The organism is Candidatus Symbiopectobacterium sp. NZEC127 (genome assembly GCF_025962675.1).
In the GTDB taxonomy this organism is placed as follows: domain Bacteria; phylum Pseudomonadota; class Gammaproteobacteria; order Enterobacterales; family Enterobacteriaceae; genus Symbiopectobacterium.
Map to the genome: position 1 here is coordinate 358,211 of NZ_JAGFPG010000002.1, position 22,868 is coordinate 381,078.

13 protein-coding genes and 1 tRNA gene are annotated in these 22,868 nt (G+C 53.4%); 7 read left to right on the forward strand and 7 right to left on the reverse strand.

All coding sequences use genetic code 11. The features are described from left to right. Positions 1-269 precede the first annotated feature (269 nt). The 3 genes from J5069_RS11695 to J5069_RS11705 are packed head-to-tail and all read right to left on the reverse strand — an operon-like array spanning position 270 to position 4,506. Positions 270-2,375 carry an HlyD family efflux transporter periplasmic adaptor subunit gene (locus tag J5069_RS11695; RefSeq protein ID WP_264644051.1) on the reverse strand — a complete coding sequence of 702 codons (2,106 nt, stop codon included), beginning with the start codon at positions 2,373-2,375 and terminating at the stop codon, positions 270-272. Next, complete coding sequence (locus J5069_RS11700) at positions 2,372-3,706, reverse strand: efflux RND transporter periplasmic adaptor subunit (RefSeq protein ID WP_264627906.1); 1,335 nt, start codon at positions 3,704-3,706, stop codon at positions 2,372-2,374. Before J5069_RS11700 ends, J5069_RS11695 begins: the two co-directional genes overlap by 4 nt. Further along, on the reverse strand, positions 3,703-4,506 hold the full coding sequence (locus J5069_RS11705) for an efflux RND transporter periplasmic adaptor subunit (protein ID WP_413542226.1): 804 nt from the start codon (positions 4,504-4,506) through the stop codon (positions 3,703-3,705). Before J5069_RS11705 ends, J5069_RS11700 begins: the two co-directional genes overlap by 4 nt. Positions 4,507-4,877: 371 nt before the next feature. On the opposite strand from J5069_RS11705, the gene J5069_RS11710 reads away from it, so the two are divergent. Further along, a complete protein-coding gene (locus J5069_RS11710; RefSeq protein ID WP_264644052.1) occupies positions 4,878-6,113 on the forward strand; it encodes a hypothetical protein in 1,236 nt (411 codons plus the stop codon). Between the two features lie 17 nt (positions 6,114-6,130). Here J5069_RS11710 and J5069_RS11715 read toward each other — a convergent pair whose 3' ends face one another. From J5069_RS11715 to J5069_RS11730, 4 genes are all read right to left on the reverse strand, one after another. Then, positions 6,131-6,808 (reverse strand): two-component system response regulator DcuR, encoded by a 678-nt coding sequence (locus J5069_RS11715; protein ID WP_264644053.1) that lies wholly within the window; start codon positions 6,806-6,808, stop codon positions 6,131-6,133. A 77-nt stretch (positions 6,809-6,885) separates the two neighbouring features. Further along, on the reverse strand, positions 6,886-8,175 hold the full coding sequence (locus J5069_RS11720) for a dicarboxylate/amino acid:cation symporter (protein ID WP_264644054.1): 1,290 nt from the start codon (positions 8,173-8,175) through the stop codon (positions 6,886-6,888). A gap of 625 nt (positions 8,176-8,800) precedes the next feature. Then, positions 8,801-10,552: a ShlB/FhaC/HecB family hemolysin secretion/activation protein gene (locus tag J5069_RS11725; protein ID WP_264644055.1), complete on the reverse strand. Its 1,752-nt coding sequence runs from the start codon at positions 10,550-10,552 to the stop codon at positions 8,801-8,803. Positions 10,553-10,568: 16 nt separating this feature from the next. Further along, positions 10,569-15,854, reverse strand: coding sequence for a beta strand repeat-containing protein (locus tag J5069_RS11730; RefSeq protein ID WP_264644056.1), 5,286 nt, complete (start codon positions 15,852-15,854; stop codon positions 10,569-10,571). A 522-nt stretch (positions 15,855-16,376) separates the two neighbouring features. Here J5069_RS11730 and J5069_RS11735 point away from each other — a divergent pair. The 6 genes from J5069_RS11735 to truB all read left to right on the forward strand — a co-directional run bounded on the left by J5069_RS11735 (position 16,377) and on the right by truB (position 22,837). After that, positions 16,377-16,453 (forward strand) — tRNA-Met (locus tag J5069_RS11735). 218 nt (positions 16,454-16,671) lie between these two features. Further along, positions 16,672-17,124 (forward strand): ribosome maturation factor RimP, encoded by a 453-nt coding sequence (gene rimP, locus J5069_RS11740; RefSeq protein ID WP_195312632.1) that lies wholly within the window; start codon positions 16,672-16,674, stop codon positions 17,122-17,124. Positions 17,125-17,145: 21 nt separating this feature from the next. Beyond that, positions 17,146-18,657 (forward strand): transcription termination factor NusA, encoded by a 1,512-nt coding sequence (nusA, locus tag J5069_RS11745; protein WP_264644057.1) that lies wholly within the window; start codon positions 17,146-17,148, stop codon positions 18,655-18,657. A 26-nt stretch (positions 18,658-18,683) separates the two neighbouring features. Beyond that, entirely contained in the window at positions 18,684-21,398 is a 2,715-nt protein-coding gene (gene infB, locus J5069_RS11750) for a translation initiation factor IF-2 (protein WP_264644058.1), read from the forward strand. A 93-nt stretch (positions 21,399-21,491) separates the two neighbouring features. Continuing rightward, positions 21,492-21,893, forward strand: coding sequence for a 30S ribosome-binding factor RbfA (gene rbfA / locus J5069_RS11755; RefSeq protein WP_222159527.1), 402 nt, complete (start codon positions 21,492-21,494; stop codon positions 21,891-21,893). Further along, positions 21,893-22,837, forward strand: a complete 945-nt coding sequence (gene truB / locus J5069_RS11760) for a tRNA pseudouridine(55) synthase TruB (RefSeq protein ID WP_264644059.1) — start codon at positions 21,893-21,895, stop codon at positions 22,835-22,837. The genes rbfA and truB overlap by 1 nt, the downstream gene beginning before the upstream one ends. The last annotated feature ends 31 nt before the right edge of the window (positions 22,838-22,868 follow it).

Consider the following 22,868-nt stretch of genomic DNA (forward strand, 5'->3'; position numbering starts at 1 on the left):
AACATGGATGTAAAAAATGATTAGCTTTCTTATTATTTTAAATAAGGACTAAAATGCAGAAATAATTGCTATCTAAACACCATAGCTCAGCGTTTTTGATTTGTTAGTGTTAGAGAGAAAATTTTAATTTATTTAAAACACTCCCCAGGCTTGATAGGGGGTATACGCGGGAATAACCGAATTATCTCAGTTAATGTGTGGTATTCATTATCTAATAAAATAGGTAACGCATTGAAATGTAATTACATGTGATGATTTTTTATCCGGAATTAAAATCCGCTCTCTCTTATTCCCAACGCTGCGATACGTCGCCACGCTGCACCCAACAACGATTCTTTCTCGCCTTGTAAAATAACGCTGCCGCGTAAAGGTTGCTGTGGCAATGGGGTTTGCGACATCAGCGTGAAGCGCACGCTGTAGTGCGCCTGTACCGGTTGGGGATATTGCTGATTGTCGCGGCGAACAGCAATGGGGCCATGGCGGTCAGACGCCAGCATTTCCTGTTGCAAATAAGCGCTACCGGTAGGCGCAATCGTGGCTAAGCGCACTGCCTGACGTGGAAAGGCCGGGTCATCGGCGAGGAAGACGCCCTCCATACCTTGCTGAGCGCGTGTCAGGCGATCTTCGGGAATATAACCCATCACTCGTCCTTGAAGGGGGTCTATGACCCGTAACAGGGGCGTATCCGCGGTTACCCAGCGGCCAAGGGTGGTATCCCGGGCAATGTCACGCACTACCCCGGCTTGCGGTGCGCGTAGCACCAGGCGTTGCTGTTGCGCAGCCAAGCCCCGGTAGCGAGCCAGTGATTCCGCCAATTGCCTGTCGAACACCTGCGTTTCACTGGCCGTCTCCTGACGAGCGGCTCCCCGCCGTAACTGCTGTTGCAACAGTGCAATACGCTGGCGTTCAATATCGAGGCGATAATCGAGGTCGCTGGATCCCAGCTCCAGCAGGATATCTCCGGCATTAACCTGCTGACCATCGGTAACATAGAGGCGTTTTACCTGTGCGGGCAGCGGTGAGTAAAGGGTGCTGACGTTGGCGGCTTCCAGTACTGCCGGGATATGCACGCTACCGCGCCAGGGATAAAGCAGGACAAGCAGCGCCAACAGGCAAAACAGGATGGCGCGCAGCAGGGATGCAGGCTGTATGGATGACCGCATAGACCACCAGATATAAGCTTCTTTTAAGATAGGCAACGCGATAAACCAGGCAATCTCAATCAGCATCAGGCCGATACCGATCACCTTGATAAAAAAGTGGTACACCACCAATGCGATGCCAAAGAACAGGAAGAAACGCCAGATCCACGAGGCGTATCCCCAGATAAGCAGTTTACGTTGCAGGTCAGGTGACCAGGTTTCCGGCGGCGGATGTCCGTAGCCAAACAGGCTTTCACGCAGTCGCCAACGGCATAGGGCGTAAGCACGCTCCTGCAAGTTTTCCACGCGCCAGAAATCGCTCAGTAAAAAGTAACCGTCAAAGCGCATCAGGGGGTTCAGGTTTACCGCCAGCGTGGTGACCCAGGTTGCACTGGAAAGCATAAAGGCCGCGGTGCGCATCGGGCCATCGGGCAGCAACGCCCAAACCAACAGCGCAATCCCGGCCAGCAGCATTTCGGCCAGAATGCCGCCAGCGCCAATCAACAGGCGTGAGCGCCGATCCTTAAGTTTCCAGGCATCGCTGACGTCAGTATAAAACAAGGGAAACATGACAATAAAGGCCACCCCCATGCTTTGCACCCGACAGCCGGCCCGTTTGGCCATGAAGGCATGGCCTAGCTCATGAATAAATTTGGCGAACACCAGAGAGACACCGAACACCGCCATGCCGGACAGGCTGAACAGATGAGGAAACGCGTGGGTATAGCGCACCCAGTCACGGCTGACCAGAAACAGGCCCAACGCCAATAGCAGCGGAAACACGCCAATGAGAAAAGGCGTGCCATAGCGCTGTAACCAGGGCCAGCAACGATTGAGAATCGGGTCCGGACGCCACAGCGGAATGCGAAAAAACAGATATTGATGCAGTATCTTTTTCCACCAACGGGTATGCAGGGCGCGCGCTTTGTCCAGATAGCGTTGGCGCTGCTCGGCATCCCCGGAACTAACCAAATCGTGCTGACGCAAAAACTGCAACAGTTGCTCCAGCTCCTTTACCCGCAGCGGCAAACCCGGTTCCTGATTGGCTGCGGCCAGAATCTGCTGCGGATGGCGCAGCGACCAATAGCGCAGCATCCGGATCGCGGACGGTGCCAGCGTGAAGTAACGCCCGGTGATCGGATCGGAAAGCACCCATTGTGGTGCGCCGTTGCTGCCGGGGGCGGATTCTGTCAATTGAAGATCGGCGCGCAGTGCTGGCAACAGCGGATTCATAGCCCAATAGCCTGACGGATCACGGCCAGCGGCCGACGGAACAGATAAACCGCCAATGGAACGTAGTCGCCAGACAGTTTAGCCGTACCGCGCAGGCCAATACGCGGCGGTGCGTCGGTAAAGCGACCATCCAGTCGGTAAGCCAGATTCCCTGCCGGTGTCTGCTCTGATTCATAGGCGATACGCGACAACTGCGCCGCGTGGGGCGTCAGGGGATCGCTGTCGAGGAACAGCGTAATCGGTGCATCCTGCTGCAATTGAATGGCATCGCCGACATCCAGCTCGATACGCAATGCGGCCAGCATCGGGTCCGCCAGTTCCATCAACCGTTCGCCGGTGCGCACGGGTTTACCCGTCCAACGGTCCGCGTCGGCGAATACGGCGATACCGTCACGGTCGGCCCGAATCTCCGCTCGGTTAAGCAGGGCAGTGGAATAATCACGCTCGGCGCGCTTTTGCGCTACCTGAGCAGACAGGAAGTCCAGACGCGCTTTGGAATCCGCATCCTGAAACGCACGCTGCGAGCTAGCGCGGTATTCCGCTTCGGCGACGTTGAGCGCTCGCTCCGCCACGTCAGCTTGCGCTTTTAGGGTGGTGTCATCAAAACGCACCAGCACGTCGCCCTGATGGACGCGTTGGTTCGGTTGCACGACAAAAGATTGAATCACGCCATCCAGTGGAGCCGCCACGACGCGGCCCTGATGAGGGACCACTTCCGCGGGTGCGAGCACAGACTGACGCACCGGAATAAACAGGCAGGCAACTATTAGTAGCAGTGGCACGGCGATTTTCCAGCCAGCCCGGCGCTTGCGCCAGCGCGAGGTTTGCGGCTCAAGCGCCAGCCAGGCGTGGCTAAAGGCCCCGCCAAGCTGCTCTGCCAGAACCCGATCGGCGTTCTGCCACGGCTGCTCACGCGCATACCAGATGGCTCCAAAGGTGTTTCCTTTACGATCGGTTAGCGGCGACCACAGCGCTTCGGGAGCGGATAACGCTTGCCAGTCACGACGGCTCTGCTCATCAAGCTGTGTGGCTTCGATCACCGAGCATTGCCGAAATGTGTCGTTATCTGCTGCTTGCAACTGGGTGCAAGCTCGCTCGATAAACGCGACAAACGGCGCATGGGGCGCCGGTTGCGTAACGCCGGTCACTGCGCGTACCCGTCCATTGACGATCAGGGCGGCATGGCGAAAGCCAAACAGCGGTTGGCTATCGTTGACGATGCAGTAGGCCAGTTCTTCGCTGGTGGCCGCCGCACGAGCCTGCCTTTCGACGTCGAGAAAACGGGCGAATACCGCGGCACTGGCCGTGGTAGGCGAGGCGGGGCTGGTCACTTCGCCTCCGGGAACTGCGCAGTACCGCTCATTCCTGCCATCAGGCTCTGATCGGGATGCGCCAGGGATCCGGTCAGACCGAGGGTCTGGCTGCTCTCATCAATGCGCGCACCCAGTCTTGCTACTGTGGCTTGCAGCGGTTTGCCGGTTTCGTCAGGTGTAAACGTGAAGGTTAAACCGGGTTTTAACACTGACAGCAGGCGTGACGAAACCAGTAAGTTAATTTCCAGATGGCGGTTGTTCACGACATCCAGCAGCGGTGCGCCTTGCGCGACACTCTCATAGGTCTGAGCGCGGCGTTTAACGACTTGTCCGTCGAAGGGGGCGTTGATGCGACAACGATTGACCTGAATCTGGTACACCTGGCTTTCCGCCTGCGCCTGCGCAAGATGGGCGGCGGACAATGCCACGGCGTGTTTACCAACGGATTTCAACTGGGCCAACTGCTGATTTTGGTTCAGTTCAGCCTCTGCCGCCCGCGTTGCCGCTTGCGATGCGTTGAGTTGGGCTTGATAAATGGCGCAATCAAAACGCACGACTACGTCGCCTTTTTTGAACGCTTCCCCCTCCTTGAACGGCATCTCGACAATGCGTCCCGGCAGATCGCTGGAGAGGGTGGCCTGATCGACCGCGACCAAAATGCCGCGCGCTTGATTATCGGTGCGGTTCATCGGCGTATCGCTGGCGACAGTGGGGGCGAGAAGCGGATCCGACACATTCGCCCGTACTGGCTGAAGCAGTGAACCAAGAAAAAGCAGACCTACCGTACAGCGGTAACCCAACATGTTAACTCTATTCACTCTCGCCTGCCTTTGCTGCGAAGGTCGTGATTAACACCGAGAATACACGATGGAATTCGGTGTTACGTTCTGTTAATTGTTTGTATTTTAATGTTTCGCAGTATAGCAAATGGGGCCAAAGTCGGAAGAGGGTGACGATCGGTTCCGGTAAAAATTCCTTGTGACAGCGATCTTTCCGCAAACGCACGCTTCAAACCCGACCCTATACGTGATAGGCGTTTTGTTTACGCCTCATCGCGTAAAGGCGTTCCCTTAAAATTTCATTGTGCTGGTTATGAAATAATCATCGTCACACATGTTGCCGCTCTATTGGCAATCTACATAGTTGTAAGTCATGAAATGATGAGTAATTAACGAGAGGTACAAGCGTAATGACGGTAAACAATAGCGGGATCATACAATCAACGCGAGTGAATGGAGCAAGGGCCACCAGCATCGGAGACGGTGGTGTGAATACGCGTACTGAACCCCAAAAAGCGGCACCGAAGGGTAAATGGCAACAGCTCTTATCGGGCATCAGCAACCGTTCTTGTGCCTTTACTCATACTGTAAAAAAAGTATTTGTCGGTATCGGTGACGTTTTCAAAGGCATTACAGCCAAATGGGGAAGGGATGCGTCCACTCCCTCGCGTATGCCGATGCAAAAGGCTTCCGCTAATGATGGAACGGCTTGCAAAATGGACCCGGTGGTAGCAATGGTCTATCACGAGAGAGCCAATATCGTGACGGCAAAAAGCATCTTGAGCCCACTGTTTAACGACGGAAAGTCTAATAGTAGTGCTAGCAGTATCGACAGCGATGAAAAAATGATTTCTGATTACCTCCTTAAAAATCCAACGAGCCATTTGTTTAGCAGCGACAATATCCGTTGCCAGGGCGATTACATCTATTTCAACAAGCCTATTTCACTGGTTCGACAGGGTAACGATCTCTTATTTATCACCAATCCTATGGAAGGACGGGCGATCTCCAAGGTGAAGATTGATATGCGTCCTGGAACGAATGGGGAGTTCCGTGGTGAAACCGCCATGAAAGTTTTGCAAGACAAAACGCTAACATTCACAAGTCTGGCCGATCTATGCCAAAAAATGACCGCGAATCCGCAACGTAATATCAGCGCGATGATGACAGGTAATACACTTAAAACCTTTTTCAATGGTGATAAAGCCCAGGCAAAATTACTCCTTTCCGGCGAGCACGCTGAGCGGTTTAAGGCATTTGTTTCAGTCGATGCCTCCGGGAATTATATCTCGAAATATCCTGTCAGCGATCTGGCGCAACCGACAACGTGGCAGCGTGTCGAGACTAATGGCGCGCTGAACGCATCGGACGCCCCCGCTGTGCCGCATCATGCCTCTTCCCGGGCTTCCTCCAACAACCTGTCCGCTACCCGTCGCACCATCAGCCCTGGCGCGGGACATGTGCGTGAGATGGCTAAGCGTTTTGATGCGCGACCGCCTGTTACTGACCACGCTTCGGCTCAGCATGAGGCACCAGCCCGCAAGCAGGAGATATCTTCTAAGATTAAGGCTCTGCAAGATACATTGGCTGCGAAGGTGAACCAGAACAAACCGTTAGGTGGCGGTATTCGCCAACGCTCCCGGTGATAGCGCTACTATGCTGATTACTGAGCGGAATGAGAGAATAAGCGGTACATATACATAGGCCTTCCTGAGGTGCCATAGTGAAACTGTGCAGTAAGCATCTGTTTTTCAGAAAGATAGAGCAGATATTTTCGACAAGATACGCATGATAAACCGATAGCGTTTGCCAGCATTTTGGTGGAGAAGGCTTGCTCTTGATTGCTTTTAATCCAAGCAAACACGATGCGTAATGTCACGTTCGTTAGCCCTTTGGGTAATGCACGTGATGCTGTTGGGATTAAAACGGGTGTATCACTTGCCCATTGTCTATATACCGCTAATTTTTCCCGATAGGCACTTAAATTATGCTCAAGCCGGGTGAATTGAAAAGGCGCTAATAACCAATCAACCATGCGGTGAGCATACGGGGCATCTTTTTGGTTGAGGACATGACAGTCTTTTTTGGAAGCGATAAGCATGACATGGACATGGTCATTCTCCTCACACAGCTCAGAAAGTAAGCTGCCTTCATGGGTATAGGGGATGTTTTGATTGAGTAGCACAAGGTCGACCTTAGGTTCATCCTGTGCTAAGAAACATTTTGCTTGTATGAGCGAAGAGGCTATTCCTGAGCAGTTAAATCCGCGAACATGGTTGACGTAGATCCGGTTTAATTCTGCGACCGGCATATTATCGTCAACAATCAGTACATTAATCACTGTATCTCGTCTCCATTCGCACGATAATAGGCGGGCAATAGCACGTCTATTATCGTTTCGATTTTTCTATGTATAAATCAGCTGGATTTTGTTTCTGCCATTACCAATATTGTTTCCTCTTCGGAATGGTCATAATCGTCTTCCAGTTTGGCAACGACAGCGGTAGCGATACCATTTCCAATGACGTTGGTCGCTGTACGCCCCATATCAAGGAACTGATCGATACCAATGATGAGCAAAATGCCAGCTTCCGGTAAATTGAACATCGGTAATGTCGCGGCTACGACAACAACGGCTGCACGAGCGACACCTGCCATTCCCTTGCTTGTTATCATCAGCGTCAGAAGAATCATGATTTGCTGTGACAGATCCAGATGGATGTTGTAAGCCTGAGCGATAAACAGGATGGCAAACGCTTGGTAGATCATGGAACCCACAAGATTAAACGAATACCCTAATGGCAGAACAAAACTGGTGATTTTCTTCGGCACGCCAAAGGTATCGAGTGCATCCATGGTTTTAGGATAGGCCGCTTCACTGCTTGCGGTAGCAAATGCCAGCATGCACGGTTCACGTAACAATCGCGCCAGATTCCACGTTGCATTTTTACCCAGAAACAATGAACCGACGCCCAGCATCAATGCCCACAACAGCAGTAGACCGAGGTAAAACTCACCAATCAATTTACCAAAATCAAACAGCAGGCCCATTCCTTGTGTTGTGATTGACGATGCGAGTGAGGAGAAGACAGCAAGCGGAGCCAGGCGCATCACGTAGTCTGTGATACGAAACATCACTTTGGCCAATTCTTCAATCATCTTTTCCATGCTTACGCCGTGCTTACTTTGCCCTTTGACGTAAGCTAACGCAGAACCAAAAAACAATGAGAACACGAGAATTTGTAAGATCTCATTATTTGCCATGGCTTCGACGATGCTGCGTGGGAAGATATGACTAATAAAACTTTTCAGCGTAAAGCCTGTCACGTTCATCCCAGTATCAATTGTGGCTGTTGCCGCCGGGATCTCCAGGTTCATACCGACGCCTGGTTGAAATATATTTGCGAACAGAATACCGATGAAAAGTGAAACGAGAGAGGCGCTGACAAACCACGCCATGGCTTTTAAACCAATGCGTCCTACAGATGAGGAATTTCCCATGCTGGCTAATCCTGAAACCAGAGTGGCAAATACCAGCGGTGCGATGATCATTTTGATCAGACGGAGGAATACATCGGTGATCAGGTTAAAATATGAAGCAATATTTTTGGCTTCATCAATACGCAGGTACGTGTGACAAGCTCCACCGACGATAATACCTAGGATAATCGCCAGTACGATATAAAACAGCAATCTATTTTTTTTCATTCTAGGGAACCTTTTGAGGGTGAAGTAGCCAGGCAATAATCTATCTCTGCAATATTTTTTAACATATTATAATGGGGCGTTTTTTTTGCCCTCTATAGAGTGATGCTGAAGTAAGATGCTATATAACAGCCATAAGTTGTACCTTGCTTTTAATGATAAAGATAAAATGATTACGTTAAAGAATAGGGAAATAAAAACCACCTGATAAAGTATCTGCAATTGAATGCGGTAGTTTGTGTCAACCTATCTGCTACACCTTTCCCTGTGTGATCGCTATTTAATATGATGTGTAAATAGGTATCTATCACAGCGCGCTCACATCAACCGTCACGGAGCATTGCGTCTTTTCAACACCAAATAGAAATATCACATAGGTAGAGTGCAATATGGCAATCGTTGGATGCAGTCTAGTGGAGCGTATAGCGGTAAAATGGGCAATTTATCACTAATTAATCGTTTCTAATGAAGAGATGTAGCCAAAATGTATCTGAGTGAAAAATCTAATCCCATAATAAAGTGGTAGGTAATCAGTAGAGATCGCTACGTGGTGGTATATGCCTGCGGTTGTGGTGAGGAGTGCGGAAAAAATCCGCATACCTATAAGGCATGCGGATTAACAAAGGGATCAGAAGAAGGTTAGTACGCGCAGATTGACACGATCGTCATCAGGTTCGCCGCTTTGTTTACCTCGGGCATATTCAACGGAGACCATGGCGCTGTTAGGGCTGGCTATCTGGCTGGTACTCAGACGTAAACCCAGACCGTAAGCGCTACCGTGCACTTCTTTTTGTTCTAACGCTGTCGGTTTTGAGAGCCCAACGGTGCCCAGTGAGCCAAAGGCGTAAGGCATCAGTGCATTTCCAAAGGTTGGTGCCCAGGAAAATGCGCCTAATGGCTGTGGCAGACCCACTTCTGCGCGCCCTATCAACGCACTGTCACCGCTCATCGTGCCAGCGTCGAAAGCGGAGATCCAACTTGAACCGCCCATAGAGACTTGCTCGGAAGAGGGCAATACGTTGTTAAATGCCGTTTGTGCCAATCCAGCCAGTGAGAGCTGCACCTTGCCGTCAGCCAACCCCTGGCTGTAGTTCATGGTCAATTCCAATTTTTGAAAATCGGGTTTGGCACCGTCTTTGCTCATGGGGAGGTCAACGCTTCCCTTTCTGGCTCCGAGCCCATCGATGCCGAAAGAGGCGGTCAGGGAGGAAGAAAAGCGGGAGGCGTAATCCGTTGTGACATCGAACGACTGCGTCACACGCAAGATGCGGAGCTTATCCTGTGTAAACGGGATATCGAGATTGTTGAGTTGCAGATCCTGCTGCTCATTCTGAATATCAAAAGCCACCAGCGTCGAGGTATTGATATCGCGGGCGCGCAGCCAATGGTACCCCACGCGGGTTGAAAAACGGTGATACCGATCGCGGGTGGTGACAGCTGTTTCCGATGTCGGTTTGGTGCGGCTATCAACCCCTTCAAGGTTTAGCCAGAAACCGTCGGTGCCTAAGGGGACGACAAGCCCAAGCGCAAACTGGCGGCTGCGCGGCTCGCTGTCCATGATGGCATCATCGCCGCGTGGATAACCGTTCAAACGCATATAGAGCTGATCGCCCAAACCGGTGATGTTGTTGAGCTCTCCGCCGACGCCGAGTGAATATTTGCCGAGCTCATCGGACTGCCCGTTATCGAGTGAGACGCTCCCGGTGATAGGGTTATAACGCCCATCGACGATCAACACGGTGGATCCGGGTTTGCTTCCCGGTTGCAGGGTTGATTTGAGCATTACGCCCGGCGTATCGCCCGCCAGCAGTAAACGACGTTCTAGCAGGCTACGCGTAAGGCGTTTTTCTCCCACAAGCGGAGCCAGCACGCTTTCCATCCGGCGGCGGGCCGTGATCGGAAAGGCGGAGGCATCGATTTTTTCAATAAAGCCATCGGTGATAATCACCCTCAGCGGCGCGCCGTCATTAATTTGCTGAGGTGGCAAGGTGACGCGCGTTAGCAGGTAGCCTGCGTTGGCATACGCGGCTTCCAACTCTCGTGCCGCAGCAAATAGCAGGGCAGCCGAAACGCGCTTGCCTTTGAGCGTGGACTCAATACGGGCTGTTTCTTGCGCCAGTTCAGGATAGCCACCCTCAACGATGATGCCTGATGGCACAACGTACAACTGCTCTGAACCTTGCGGCGCATGCAGACCCGTGGTTGCAGGCAAGGTGATCCGCCCGCTATCCCGTTGCTGCACGGGGGCGTAAGTAGGTTGTGCTAACTGGCCCGCCGATGGCGCAGCCGATGCTGCGCTGGTGCTGAGGCCGATACCGATGCACAGGCTGAGCAGCGTCGGTGACAAAAATGCTGGTGAAAACAAAGATGATACTCGCATCAAAAATCTCTTTTTATTATTTGCCTGAGCAAGAAAGTGCGTAGTCCGCGCCTAACATACATACCGCGCCTGCAAGGCGAGGCTCGACGGTGGCCATGACGTCATTGTTGGCACTGCTGCTATCCGTTTGTCCCGATGCCGTTGAGGCTGTAGTGGCATCGTGCGTTACCACCATGCTTGAGCCGGTGAGCTGTTGCGTCAGGTTTTGGGTAGCGAAACGGTTACCAATATTGGCAGCGAGCGGTAAATCCGTGGGGATCGGCAGGTCGACGGTTAGTGCGCCATTTACATAGGTAATGTTGTAGTTGGCAAGGCGATCGCCCAGCGCATTTTCAGCCACGACAGCATATTGACCCACCGCCGCAGAACGATCGGCACCTGAACTTGATACGGTTACCGACTCGACGGTATCCCCGTTCAACAGTCCATTAGCCTGATAGCCGAGGGTTGCTGTTTGACCATAAAGCTTGCTGGCGTTATCGGCGCTAATGGTGAGTGCCGCCGGGGTTACGGTCAGTGCGCCATCGTTATAGCTGATGGTGTAGTTGCCCAGTTTGCTACCGGTTGCATCGCTGGCGGCGATGCCGTAGCTGCCGACGTTGGCGGTGCTGGCGTTACCGGTGCTGGTCAGGGTTAACCCATCAACCGTATCGCCGTTCACCAGACCTGCGGTGGTATAACCGAGATTTGCACTGTTGCCGTAGATCTTGCTGGTGTTATCGGCACTGATAGTGAGTGCCGCCGGGGTAACAGTCAGCGTGCCATTGTTATAGCTGATGGTGTAGTTACCCAGTTTGCTGCCGGTTGCATCGCTGGCGGTGATGCCGTAGCTGCCAACGTTGGCAGTGCTGGCGTTACCGGCGCTGGTCAGGGTTAACCCGTTAACCGTATCGCCGTTCACCAGACCTACTGCGGTATAACCGAGGTTTGCACTGTTGCCGTAGACCTTGCTGGCATTGTCGGCGCTGATAGTAAGTGCCGCCGGGGTAACGGTCAGCGTGCCATTGTTATAGCTGATGGTGTAGTTGCCCAGTTTGCTGCCCGTGGCGTTGCTGGCTGCAATACCATAGCTGCCGACATTGGCGCTGGCGGCGTTACCGGCGCTGGTCAGGGTTAACCCGTCAACCTTATCACCGTTGACCAGTCCTGCGGCGGTATAGCCGAGATTCGCGCTGTTGCCGTAGATTTTGCTGGCGTTGTCAGCGCTGATGGTGAGTGCCGCAGGTGTCACGGTTAGGGTGCCGTCGTTATAGCTGATGGTGTAGTTACCCAGACCCGTTCCGGTCGCATTGCTGGCCGCGATACCGTAGCTGCCGACATTAGCGCTGGTGGCGTTACCGGCGCTGGTCAGCGTCAGTCCGTCAACCGTATCGCCGTTCACCAGACCTGCGGTGGTATAGCCGAGATTCGCGCTGTTGCCGTAGATTTTGCTGGCGTTGTCGGCGCTGATAGTCAGTGCGGCGGGTGTCACGCTTAGGGTGCCGTTGTTGTAGCTGATGGTGTAGTTACCCAGCCCAGTGCCGCTAGCATTGCTGGCCGCGATACCGTAGCTGCCGACAGTGGCGCTGGCAGCGTTACCGGCGCTGGTCAGCGTCAGTCCGTCAACCGTATCACCGTTTACCAGCCCCTCAGTGGTATAACCAAGGTTTGCACTGCTGCCATAGATTTTGCTGGCGTTATCAGCGCTGATGGTAAGCGCCGCCGGAGTGACGGTCAGCGTGCCGTTGTTGTAGCTGATAGTGTAGTTACCCAGACCCGTTCCGGTCGCATTGCTGGCCGCGATGCTGTAGCTGCCGACGTTGGCGGTAGTAGCGTTACCAACGCTGGTCAGCGTCAACTCATTAACCGCATCGCCGTTTACCAGCCCCTCAGTGGTATAACCGAGGTTTGCACTGTTGCCATAGATCTTGCTGGCGTTGTCGGCGCTGATGGTAAGTGCCGCAGGCGTTACGGTCAGCGTGCCATCGTTATAGCTGATGGTGTAGTTGCCCAGTTTGCTGCCGGTAGCATTGCTGGCCGCGATACCATAGCTACCGACAGTGGCGCTGGTGGCGTTACCGGCGCTGGTCAGCGCCAGCCCGTCAACCGTATCGCCGTTCACCAGACCTGCGGCGCTATAACCGAGATTTGCACTGTTGCCATAGATCTTGCTGGCGTTGTCAGCGCTGATGGTGAGCGCCGCCGGGGTGACGTTCAAAGCACCACTGTTATAACTGATGGTATAGTTGGACAGCCCGACACCGCCTGCACCACTTACTGCGAGACTATAGCTGCCAACGTTGGCCGTGGAGGAGAAACCTAAGCTTGTATAGCCCATCGAGGTAATATAATCCCCATTGACTAATCCGGAAGCGGTGTAGGAAAGGAAGGGGAAGCTGCTGCCATAGACTTTACTGGTGTTATTCGCGGTGATGGTCAGCAGCGCGGGCGTAACGGTGCCGCCAAGGCTGATAATACTTGCCGCTTGTCCGCTCGCGCTCGTAGCGGTCAGCCCTGCGGTGCTTAATGTGTGAGTGCCAACGCTGTCTGTAAGCTGAAGCCCATCGGTTAAACGGCCGCTTATCGCGTTCCAGAAACCGGCACCGTAGTAGGTTGTCGTGGGTGTCGCGCCGTAAACGGCATTCTGTGCCACACCGACGACGCCTGAGAAACCAAACAGTGCGGGGGACGCGGAACCGCTAGCGGGTGCCCAAACTGTGCTATCAAGCCCGCTAAAGTTACTGGCGTTTTTCATTTGAGCGGTAGTGAGCCCAACGACAGTGCTGTTGCTGCTGCCGGAGCCTACCCCCACCGAGGAGGAGGTTTGGGTATTCCAATAGAGATTTTGCAGCGTGCTGAAGCCGTTATATCCGATCAATCCGCCATAGAAGGAGGGCGGCGTCGAGTAGTTAAAGACAGCGGCGGCATAACTATTGGCGACAGTACCACTTGCGTTATAGCCGACCAATCCCCCTGCCCAAGAGTTAATGCCTGTATTCAAGGTACTGGTGGTGTAGACATTATTCAATGCACCGGCGTTATAACCGACCAGTCCTCCGATAAAGGATGCGGCACCGCCCATACCCGATGCGGTTATATTGGCAGCAGAGTAGCTCTGGTTAACTTTAGCCCCGAACGCGTTGTATCCGACTAGTCCCCCGACATTCTGTGAGCCATTGCCGGATGTTCCTGAGAGATTGATGGTGCCATCGGCATAGCTTTGCAGAATATCTTTATTATTTTGCCCCACCAGTCCGCCCCAATAGGAACCGTTTGAACTGTTGGTCGCTGTGATGTTGGCACCAGAATGGCTGTATTTCACTGTTCCGATATTTTGCCCAACCAGTCCACCCATATAGGTGGTGGCTGTGGAAGTGCGCGTCAAGCTACCGGCCGCAGAGGCATAGGCCACCGTACCGGTGTTATAGGCGGCCAACAGGCCAGCATAGAAGGTGGCGGCGGATGAGCCGGTCAATTGCGCTGCCGTCAGCGCGACATTTCTGATGGTGCCGGTGTTGTAACCAAACAGCCCTACATACGCATCGGCACTGTTGATTTTCAGGTTGGAGAGGGTGTTGCCAAGACCGGTGAAGATACCGCTGAATGCAGTTCCTGACGATGTTCCGACAAGAGCATTGCTGTAAGTTGTGCCGTTGGCATTCACATTCTGTGCCAGCGCATAACGACCCGATAATCCGGTGGTATCAATGGCATCCAACTGCGCCATCGAGCGTATCAGCGTGTAGTTCTCGCCGCCGATAGAAAGTGATGAATTGGCGCCAGACAGGGTGACGGATTTGCCCGATAGCAACGTATAGTCTTTTCCACTACCATAATTGAGCGCCAGACCCGCGTTGGTGCCGGTCGCAGCGATATTGCCGTTAAGGGCAATGTTGCCAGCAGCCTCCAGCGTTAACGTGGTATCAGCGGACCAGCCAATATTGCTGGCAACGGTAATATCACCGCTCTGTGTACCGCTGGAGCCTGTTGAAACGGTCACATTCGCCAATGCCAGCGCCCCTTGCAGCGTGCCTGCATTGATGACGCTATCATCAGCGCTGGCGCTGAACCCCGATCCTGTATCGGCGGCCGATGAGATAATCACATTGTGCGGATCGAGCAGCAGGTTACCGTATTTACCACTGTCCGCCGACAGATCGGTTTTGCCCGTGTAAGCGAGTGTCGCTTTGCCTGAGACTTCTGCTTCGCCACCGCTGCCAGCACCCGCACCGCGTGCGCTGATGTTGCCGGCAAAGCGGGTATGCTTATCTGACCACACAACAACGTTACCGCCGTTGCCCTCGATGATCGCATCCGCTTTTACTACGGTGGAGGCATCAAGCGTGGTAGTTGTGGCGCGCTGTGTGCTGCCTTTACCTTGACGTTCACCGCCAATGTTGACGGTGCCACCGCCGGTTTTACCGGAGACATCCACCTTGGCACCCGCCAGAGCAATCGAATCGCCGGTAATGTTCACCTTACCGCCATTTCCCTGCGCCGCGGTGGCGGTAACGGTGCCCGATACGGCAACGTTGCCACCCTCGCCGCCGCCAATGGTGATGGCGCCGTTTTGGCCGCCCACGCTGTTGGCTTCAACCACGCCGGAGAGATTGATGGCGTTGCGTACCGCATTGCGCGCGGTTGCGGCCGTCATGATAACCGCCCCTCCGTTGGCCGATACGGTCCCGTTATTCTGAATCAATGCTTCTTTCACGCCGGAAGTGCTCGGTACGGCAACCTGGAGGAAACCATCGCCAGAGAGATCGAGGGTCGCTTTCTCGGCTGCTCCCAAGCCCACTTTGCCTACCGGTACATTGATAAGTCCGTCATTTTTTACGCTCCCTCCCATCAACGCTGCATATCCGCCGCGCCCGACGCTGATGATCCCGGCGTTACTCACCTCTGCCGAGTTTCCGTTTCCGGTAAACTGACGTTTCCCTTTAAGGAAATCCTCATCTTTGATGTCCAGCGTTGAAGCGACAAATCCGCCGCCCACCTTGACCGAACCGGAGGAGGTAATCGCAATTCCGTTCGGGTTAATCAGATAAACCTGCCCGTTCCCGGTGACCGCGCCCGCTATCGAGGAGCGAGTGGCGCCGGTTACCCGATTGAGAATCGCAGAGGAACTGCTCGGCTGGATAAAATTAACTGATTGGCCCTGACCGACAGAAAAACTGTTCCAGTTAACAATGGCCGTATTGGATTGCTGCGTTACCGTCATCGCATTGCCGTTTCCGCCAATAGACACGTTACCCGCTGCGACCGAGGCACCGCCTGGCAATTCTCCGCCCAGGGTGGGGGCGGTGATTGCGGTGCTGACCAAAAGTGCGATGATACGTTTGTTAAACCTGGTGTTAATTTTGCTGTGCTGCGTATAACAAGATGTTACTAAAAAAGGCGATGTCATTAGCATCATTCCTAAAAATGGTGATAGTTGTAAATTTCGTTTCCTTATTATCACACTCTAAATTTACGGTAAATTTACATTTGCACTCATTGGGTTACAAAGTGAGCAAGTGAACAGCGCGAAGGATTAAAGCTGATTAGACGCGCTGTTGATTGTTTTAAATGCGTTTATCACCAGGATGTGGAGCGTTTTTTGCCAATGGAGTTTCTTAAAAAATGGGATACGACTTTAATGCTGTTTTTTTCATCGTTTTTGCGCTGAATTGAGACGTTTTTCTCTGTTTTTTGTGAGCGCGCGGCGGGCTGTTTTTCAAGGGTTGACAACTGTCTTTTCTTTTCAATAGAATACGGGAAGATTTCAGATCTTGTCCTCGCATCATCTCTGATTGATAGCTTGCATTTTCACGGTTGGCGGCGTACTATTTGCCACGTTTTCGGACGCGGGGTGGAGCAGCCTGGTAGCTCGTCGGGCTCATAACCCGAAGGTCGTCGGTTCAAATCCGGCCCCCGCAACCAAATCACTTCTTTCGCTTAAGTTTTTTTTCAAATGAACTGTGAGTGGCGGTATGACACCCACAGCGGTTTTTTGAAAAAATCCTTGCGAGAAGTAATGCCGCAGCCTGTAGCGGTATATAGGGTCCAGTTGCATAAAGCCCCGATATTTCGGGGTTTTTTGTTATTTGGCAACAACATGACTGGGCTTTTAGCCCTTTTTTTATGTCTTGGGGGTGGGCTTGTCCACATTAGAACAGAAATTGACAGCGATGATCTCGGCACCCGTTGAAGCATTAGGCTACGAATTGGTGGGCGTTGAGTTTATCCGTGGTCGCCAATCGACGCTGCGTATCTATATTGATAGTGAAGACGGCATCACAGTTGATGATTGTGCTGATGTCAGCCACCAGGTGAGTGCGGTGCTGGATGTTGAAGATCCCATTACGGTTGCCTATAACCTGGAAGTGTCATCACCTGGCCTGGATCGTCCTTTATTCATCGCAGAACATTACGTGCGTTTCCTCGGCGAAGAAGTGACCCTGGTGTTGCGCATGGCGGTACAAAACCGTCGTAAATGGGCGGGAATTATCAAATCCGTTGAAGGTGAGATGATTACCGTAACAGTGGAAGGCAAAGATGAAGTGTTCGCACTGAGCAACATCCAGAAGGCGAACCTGGTACCCCACTTTTAAAGTTTGGATGAGGCAACTAGGATGAACAAAGAGATTCTGGCTGTTGTTGAAGCAGTTTCCAACGAAAAAGCCGTTCCGCGCGAAAAAATTTTTGAAGCACTGGAAACTGCGTTAGCGACAGCGACAAAGAAAAAATACGAACAGGAAATTGACGTTCGGGTTTGCATCGATCGCAAAACCGGCGATTTCGATACGTTTCGCCGTTGGGTTGCCGTTCATGAAGTGACACAACCAACGCGTGAAATCACGTTGGAAGCGGCCCAATTTGAAGATCCGAGCATCGAGCTCGGCGGTTACGTTGAAGACCAGATTGAATCCGTCACGTTTGACCGTATCACCACGCAAACGGCCAAACAGGTTATCGTGCAGAAAGTACGTGAAGCTGAACGTGCCATGGTGGTCGATCAGTTCCGTGAGCAGGAAGGCGATATTGTTACCGGCGTCGTCAAAAAAGTGAACCGCGACAACATTTCGTTGGATCTGGGCAACAACGCAGAAGCGGTGATTGGCCGTGAAGATATGCTGCCGCGTGAAAACTTCCGTCCGGGCGACCGCATTCGCGGCGTGCTGTACTCAGTAAGACCGGAAGCGCGTGGCGCACAGCTGTTTGTCAGCCGTTCACGCCCTGAGATGCTGGTGGAACTGTTCCGCATCGAAGTGCCGGAAATTGGCGAAGAAGTTATCGAGATCAAAGCGGCTGCTCGCGATCCAGGTTCTCGCGCCAAAATCGCGGTGAAAACCAACGACAAGCGTATCGATCCGGTGGGTGCGTGCGTGGGTATGCGCGGTGCGCGTGTACAGGCCGTCTCCAGCGAACTGGGCGGCGAACGCATTGACATCATTCTGTGGGACGATCATCCGGCACAGTTCGTCATCAATGCCATGGCACCGGCAGACGTCGTTTCCATCGTGGTTGACGAAGATACCTGCACCATGGATATCGCCGTGGAATCCGGCAACCTGGCGCAGGCGATTGGCCGCAACGGGCAGAACGTGCGTCTGGCTTCCCAACTGCTGAAACAGCACCGTTCAGATGACCGCTGGGAACTGAACGTGATGACCGTGGAAGACCTGCAAGCCAAGCATCAGGCGGAAGCACACGCGGCGATCGACGTATTTACCAAGCACCTCGATATCGACGAAGAGTTCGCCACCGTGCTGGTAGAAGAAGGTTTCTCCTCACTTGAAGAACTGGCCTATGTGCCTATCAAGGAACTCCAGGAGATCGATGGTCTGGATGAGGAAACCATCGAAGCACTGCGTGAACGTGCCAAAGCGGCATTGACCACGTTGGCGTTGGCGCAGGAAGAGAGCCGTGGCGGTGGCCAACCGGCGGAAGATTTGCTCAGTTTACCGGGTTTACCGCGCGAGTTGGCGTTCACTCTCGCCGCGCGCGGAGTATGTACGCTGGAAGATCTTGCTGAGCAGGGCGTTGACGATCTGACGGATATTGAAGGGTTGAACGATGAGAAGGCCGGTGAGTTGATCATGGCCGCCCGTAATATCTGCTGGTTCGGCGACGAAAACGAATAATGACACTGTAGCAGGAAAGGAACAGCATGACAGAAGTGACCATACAATCGCTGGCCGTAGAGATTCAGACTCCGGTAGACCGCCTGATACAGCAATTTGCTGATGCGGGAATCACCAAGTCTGCATCGGATAACGTGTCCCAGCAGGAAAAAGAGACGCTGCTGGCGCATTTGAACCGCGAACGCGGTTCTGCGGCCGGTAAGTTGACTCTGCAACGTAAAACGCGTAGCACCTTGAATATTCCGAGCACTGGCGGAAAAAGTAAATCAGTGCAGATTGAAGTCCGCAAAAAACGCACGTATGTTCAGCGCGATCCGCTGAACAGTCAGCAGGCTGAAGAAGAAGAGCGTGCACGGCAGGAAGCGGAAGAACTGGCTCAACGTGAAGCTGAAGAGCAGGCCCAACGTGAAGCTGAAGCAAAAGCTCAGCGTGAAGCGGCTGAAAAAGCGAAACGTGAAGCTGAAGAGCAAGCCAAGCGAGAGGCCGCTGAAAAAGCCAAGCGTGACACAGCGGAAAAAGACAAATTGAGCAACCAACATAATCATAGTACGACAAAGTCTGTTCCGGCGACAGACAAGGCCCGCCGTGAAGCTGAGGCTGCTGAACTGAAGCGTAAATCTGAAGATGCTGTTCGCAGCAAAGTCGAAGAAGATGCACGCCGTGTTGCGGAAGAAGCACGCCGTATGGCGGAAGAGAACGCTGCCAAATGGGCCAGCGAGACACCGCGTGAAGAAGAGGATAGCACTGACTATCACGTCACTACCTCGCATCATGCCCGCGTCGCTGAAGATGAAAACGATCGTGAAGTCGAGAGTAATTCTCGCAGTCGCACCCGGACAGCTAAAGCGCCCAAGCAGAAGAAAGGCAACCGCCTGTCTGAAAATAAAGCTGATCGTGAAGAGGCGCGCGCCGCAACCCGTGGTGGTAAAGGCAAGCGTAAGCCCAGTACGTTACAGCAAAGTTTTAACAAGCCGGTTCAGGCTGTTAACCGTGATGTGATGATTGGTGAAACCGTTACGGTTGCCGAATTGGCGAACAAAATGGCGGTGAAAGGCTCTCAGGTCATCAAGACGATGATGAAGCTGGGTGCCATGGCGACCATCAATCAGGTTATCGATCAGGAAACGGCGCAGTTAGTGGCGGAAGAAATGGGCCACAAGGTTATCCTGCGTCGCGAAAACGAGCTTGAAGAAGCGGTAATGAGTGACCGTGATATGGGTGTTGCGGCAGAATCGCGCGCACCGGTCGTGACCATTATGGGCCACGTTGACCACGGTAAAACCTCACTGCTGGACTACATTCGCTCCACTAAAGTGGCTGCGGGCGAAGCAGGCGGGATTACCCAGCATATCGGTGCCTATCACGTTGAAACTGACAATGGCATGATCACCTTCCTGGATACCCCGGGCCACGCCGCGTTTACCGCGATGCGTGCGCGTGGTGCGCAGGCAACGGATATCGTGGTGTTGGTGGTTGCTGCTGATGACGGCGTGATGCCACAAACCATCGAAGCGATTCAACATGCCAAAGCGGCCAAGGTGCCAGTGGTGGTTGCGGTCAACAAGGTTGACAAGCCAGAAGCCGATCCGGATCGCGTCAAAAATGAACTGACGCAATACGGCATCATTCCGGAAGAGTGGGGCGGTGAGTGCCAGTTTGTCCCTGTATCAGCCAAAGCCGGTACCGGTATCGATGATTTGCTTAACGCCATTCTGCTGCAAGCAGAAGTGCTGGAACTGACGGCTGTCCGTAAAGGTATGGCAAGCGGCGTGGTGATTGAATCCTTCCTGGACAAAGGCCGTGGCCCGGTAGCAACGGTACTGGTGCGTGAAGGTACGCTCAACAAGGGCGATATCGTGCTGTGTGGTTTCGAGTATGGCCGCGTGCGTGCCATGCGTGATGAGCTGGGCCGCGAAATTACCGAAGCGGGTCCGTCCATTCCGGTAGAAATCCTCGGCATGTCCGGTGTTCCGGCTGCGGGTGATGAAGCCACCGTGGTGCGTGACGAGAAGAAAGCCCGTGAAGTGGCGCTCTATCGTCAAGGCAAATTCCGCGAAGTGAAACTGGCGCGTCAGCAGAAATCCAAGCTGGAAAACATGTTCGCCAACATGACCGAAGGCGAAGTGTCCGAACTGAACATCGTGATGAAAGCCGACGTTCAGGGCTCTGTGGAAGCGATTGCCGATTCGTTGCAGAAACTCTCCACCGACGAAGTGAAAGTGAAGATTGTGGGCTCCGGCGTAGGTGGGATCACCGAAACCGACGCGACGCTGGCCGCAGCGTCCAACGCCATCATTCTCGGCTTCAACGTCCGTGCCGATGCCTCTGCCCGTCGCGTTGTCGAAGCGGAAAGTCTGGATCTGCGTTACTACTCCGTCATCTATGATCTGATCGACGAAGTGAAGCAGGCGATGAGCGGTATGCTGGCACCGGAATACAAGCAAGAGATCATCGGCCTGGCCGAAGTTCGCGACGTATTCAAATCACCGAAGTTTGGCGCAATCGCTGGCTGTATGGTGACGGAAGGTATCGTGAAACGTCACAACCCGATTCGCGTGCTGCGTGACAACGTGGTTATCTACGAAGGCGAGCTGGAATCTCTGCGCCGCTTCAAAGATGACGTTAACGAAGTGCGTAACGGCATGGAATGCGGTATCGGCGTGAAGAACTACAACGACGTGCGTGTTGGCGATAACATCGAAGTGTTCGAAATTATCGAGATCAAACGTACTATCGCTTAACCTGTCAGGGTAGGGCGAGACGCGCAACGTTTGCACGTCATATTGACTTATAGGGGGCCTAGTGCCCCCTGATTTTTCCTTGAGGACTCGATTATGGCTAGAGAATTCAGTCGCACTCAGCGCGTGTCGCAAGAGATGCAGAAAGAGATCGCCATTATTCTTCAGCGTGAAGTGAAGGATCCGCGCGTGGGCATGGCGACAGTTTCTGGTGTCGATCTGTCACGCGATTTGGCGTATGCCAAGGTATTTGTGACGTTTCTGAACGATAATGAACCTGAGCAGGTGAAAGCGGGTATCAAAGCATTGCAGGATGCCTCTGGTTTTATTCGTGTGCTGCTCGGTAAGGCAATGCGTTTGCGCGTGGTGCCGGAATTGACTTTCGCCTACGACAACTCGTTGGTGGAAGGGATGCGGATGTCCAACCTGGTGACCAATGTCTTGCGCAGTGATGCCGAGAAGCGTTCTGCCAACGGTGACGACGATCGGGAGGATTGATGAGTCGTCCTCGTCGTCGCGGCCGTGATATCCACGGCGTGTTATTGCTGGATAAACCGCAAGGTGCGTCATCCAATGACGTGCTGCAAAAGGTAAAACGCATTTTTAATGCCAACCGGGCCGGACACACCGGTGCGCTGGATCCGCTTGCTACCGGTATGCTGCCGATCTGCCTGGGGGAAGCCACCAAGTTCTCTCAGTATTTGCTGGATTCGGATAAGCGTTACCGGGTGATTGCTCGTCTGGGGCAGCGTACTGACACCTCAGATGCCGATGGCAATGTGGTGGAAACGCGCGCGGTGACGTTTACCGAGCAGGCATTGGCGGATGCACTGGAAAGTTTTCGTGGCACTACGCAGCAGGTGCCATCGATGTATTCTGCGCTGAAGCATCAGGGCCGTCCGCTGTATGAGTATGCGCGCCAGGGGATCACTGTCCCGCGTGAAGCGCGCGATATTACCGTGTATGAACTGCTGTTTATCCGCCACGATGCCGATGAGTTGGAGCTGGAAATTCACTGTTCCAAAGGTACCTACATTCGTACCATCATCGACGATCTCGGTGAAAAGCTCGGCTGTGGTGCCCATGTGACTTATCTGCGCCGCGTGCAGGTTGCCACTTATCCGGCAGAGCGCATGGTGACATTGGACAGTCTGCAAGCCCTGTTGACGCAGGCGCAAGCGGAAGGGCAACCCCTTGAAGCGGTGCTGGATCCGCTGCTGATGCCGATGGACAGCCCGGTCAGTGATTATCCTGAGGTGAATTTGCCGCCAGCCGTGGCGGGTTACCTCAAGCTCGGGCAGGCTGTTGCAGCGGCTAACGCCCCCGCAGAAGGGATGGTACGCATCACCGAAGGTGACGCCCATTCGTTCATTGGCATGGGGATTATCGATGATGCCGGACGCGTGGCTCCCAAGCGTCTGGTGGTCGAATTCTCGGAATAAGGCTCACCGCGTCTGCCTTGCGATCGGCCAT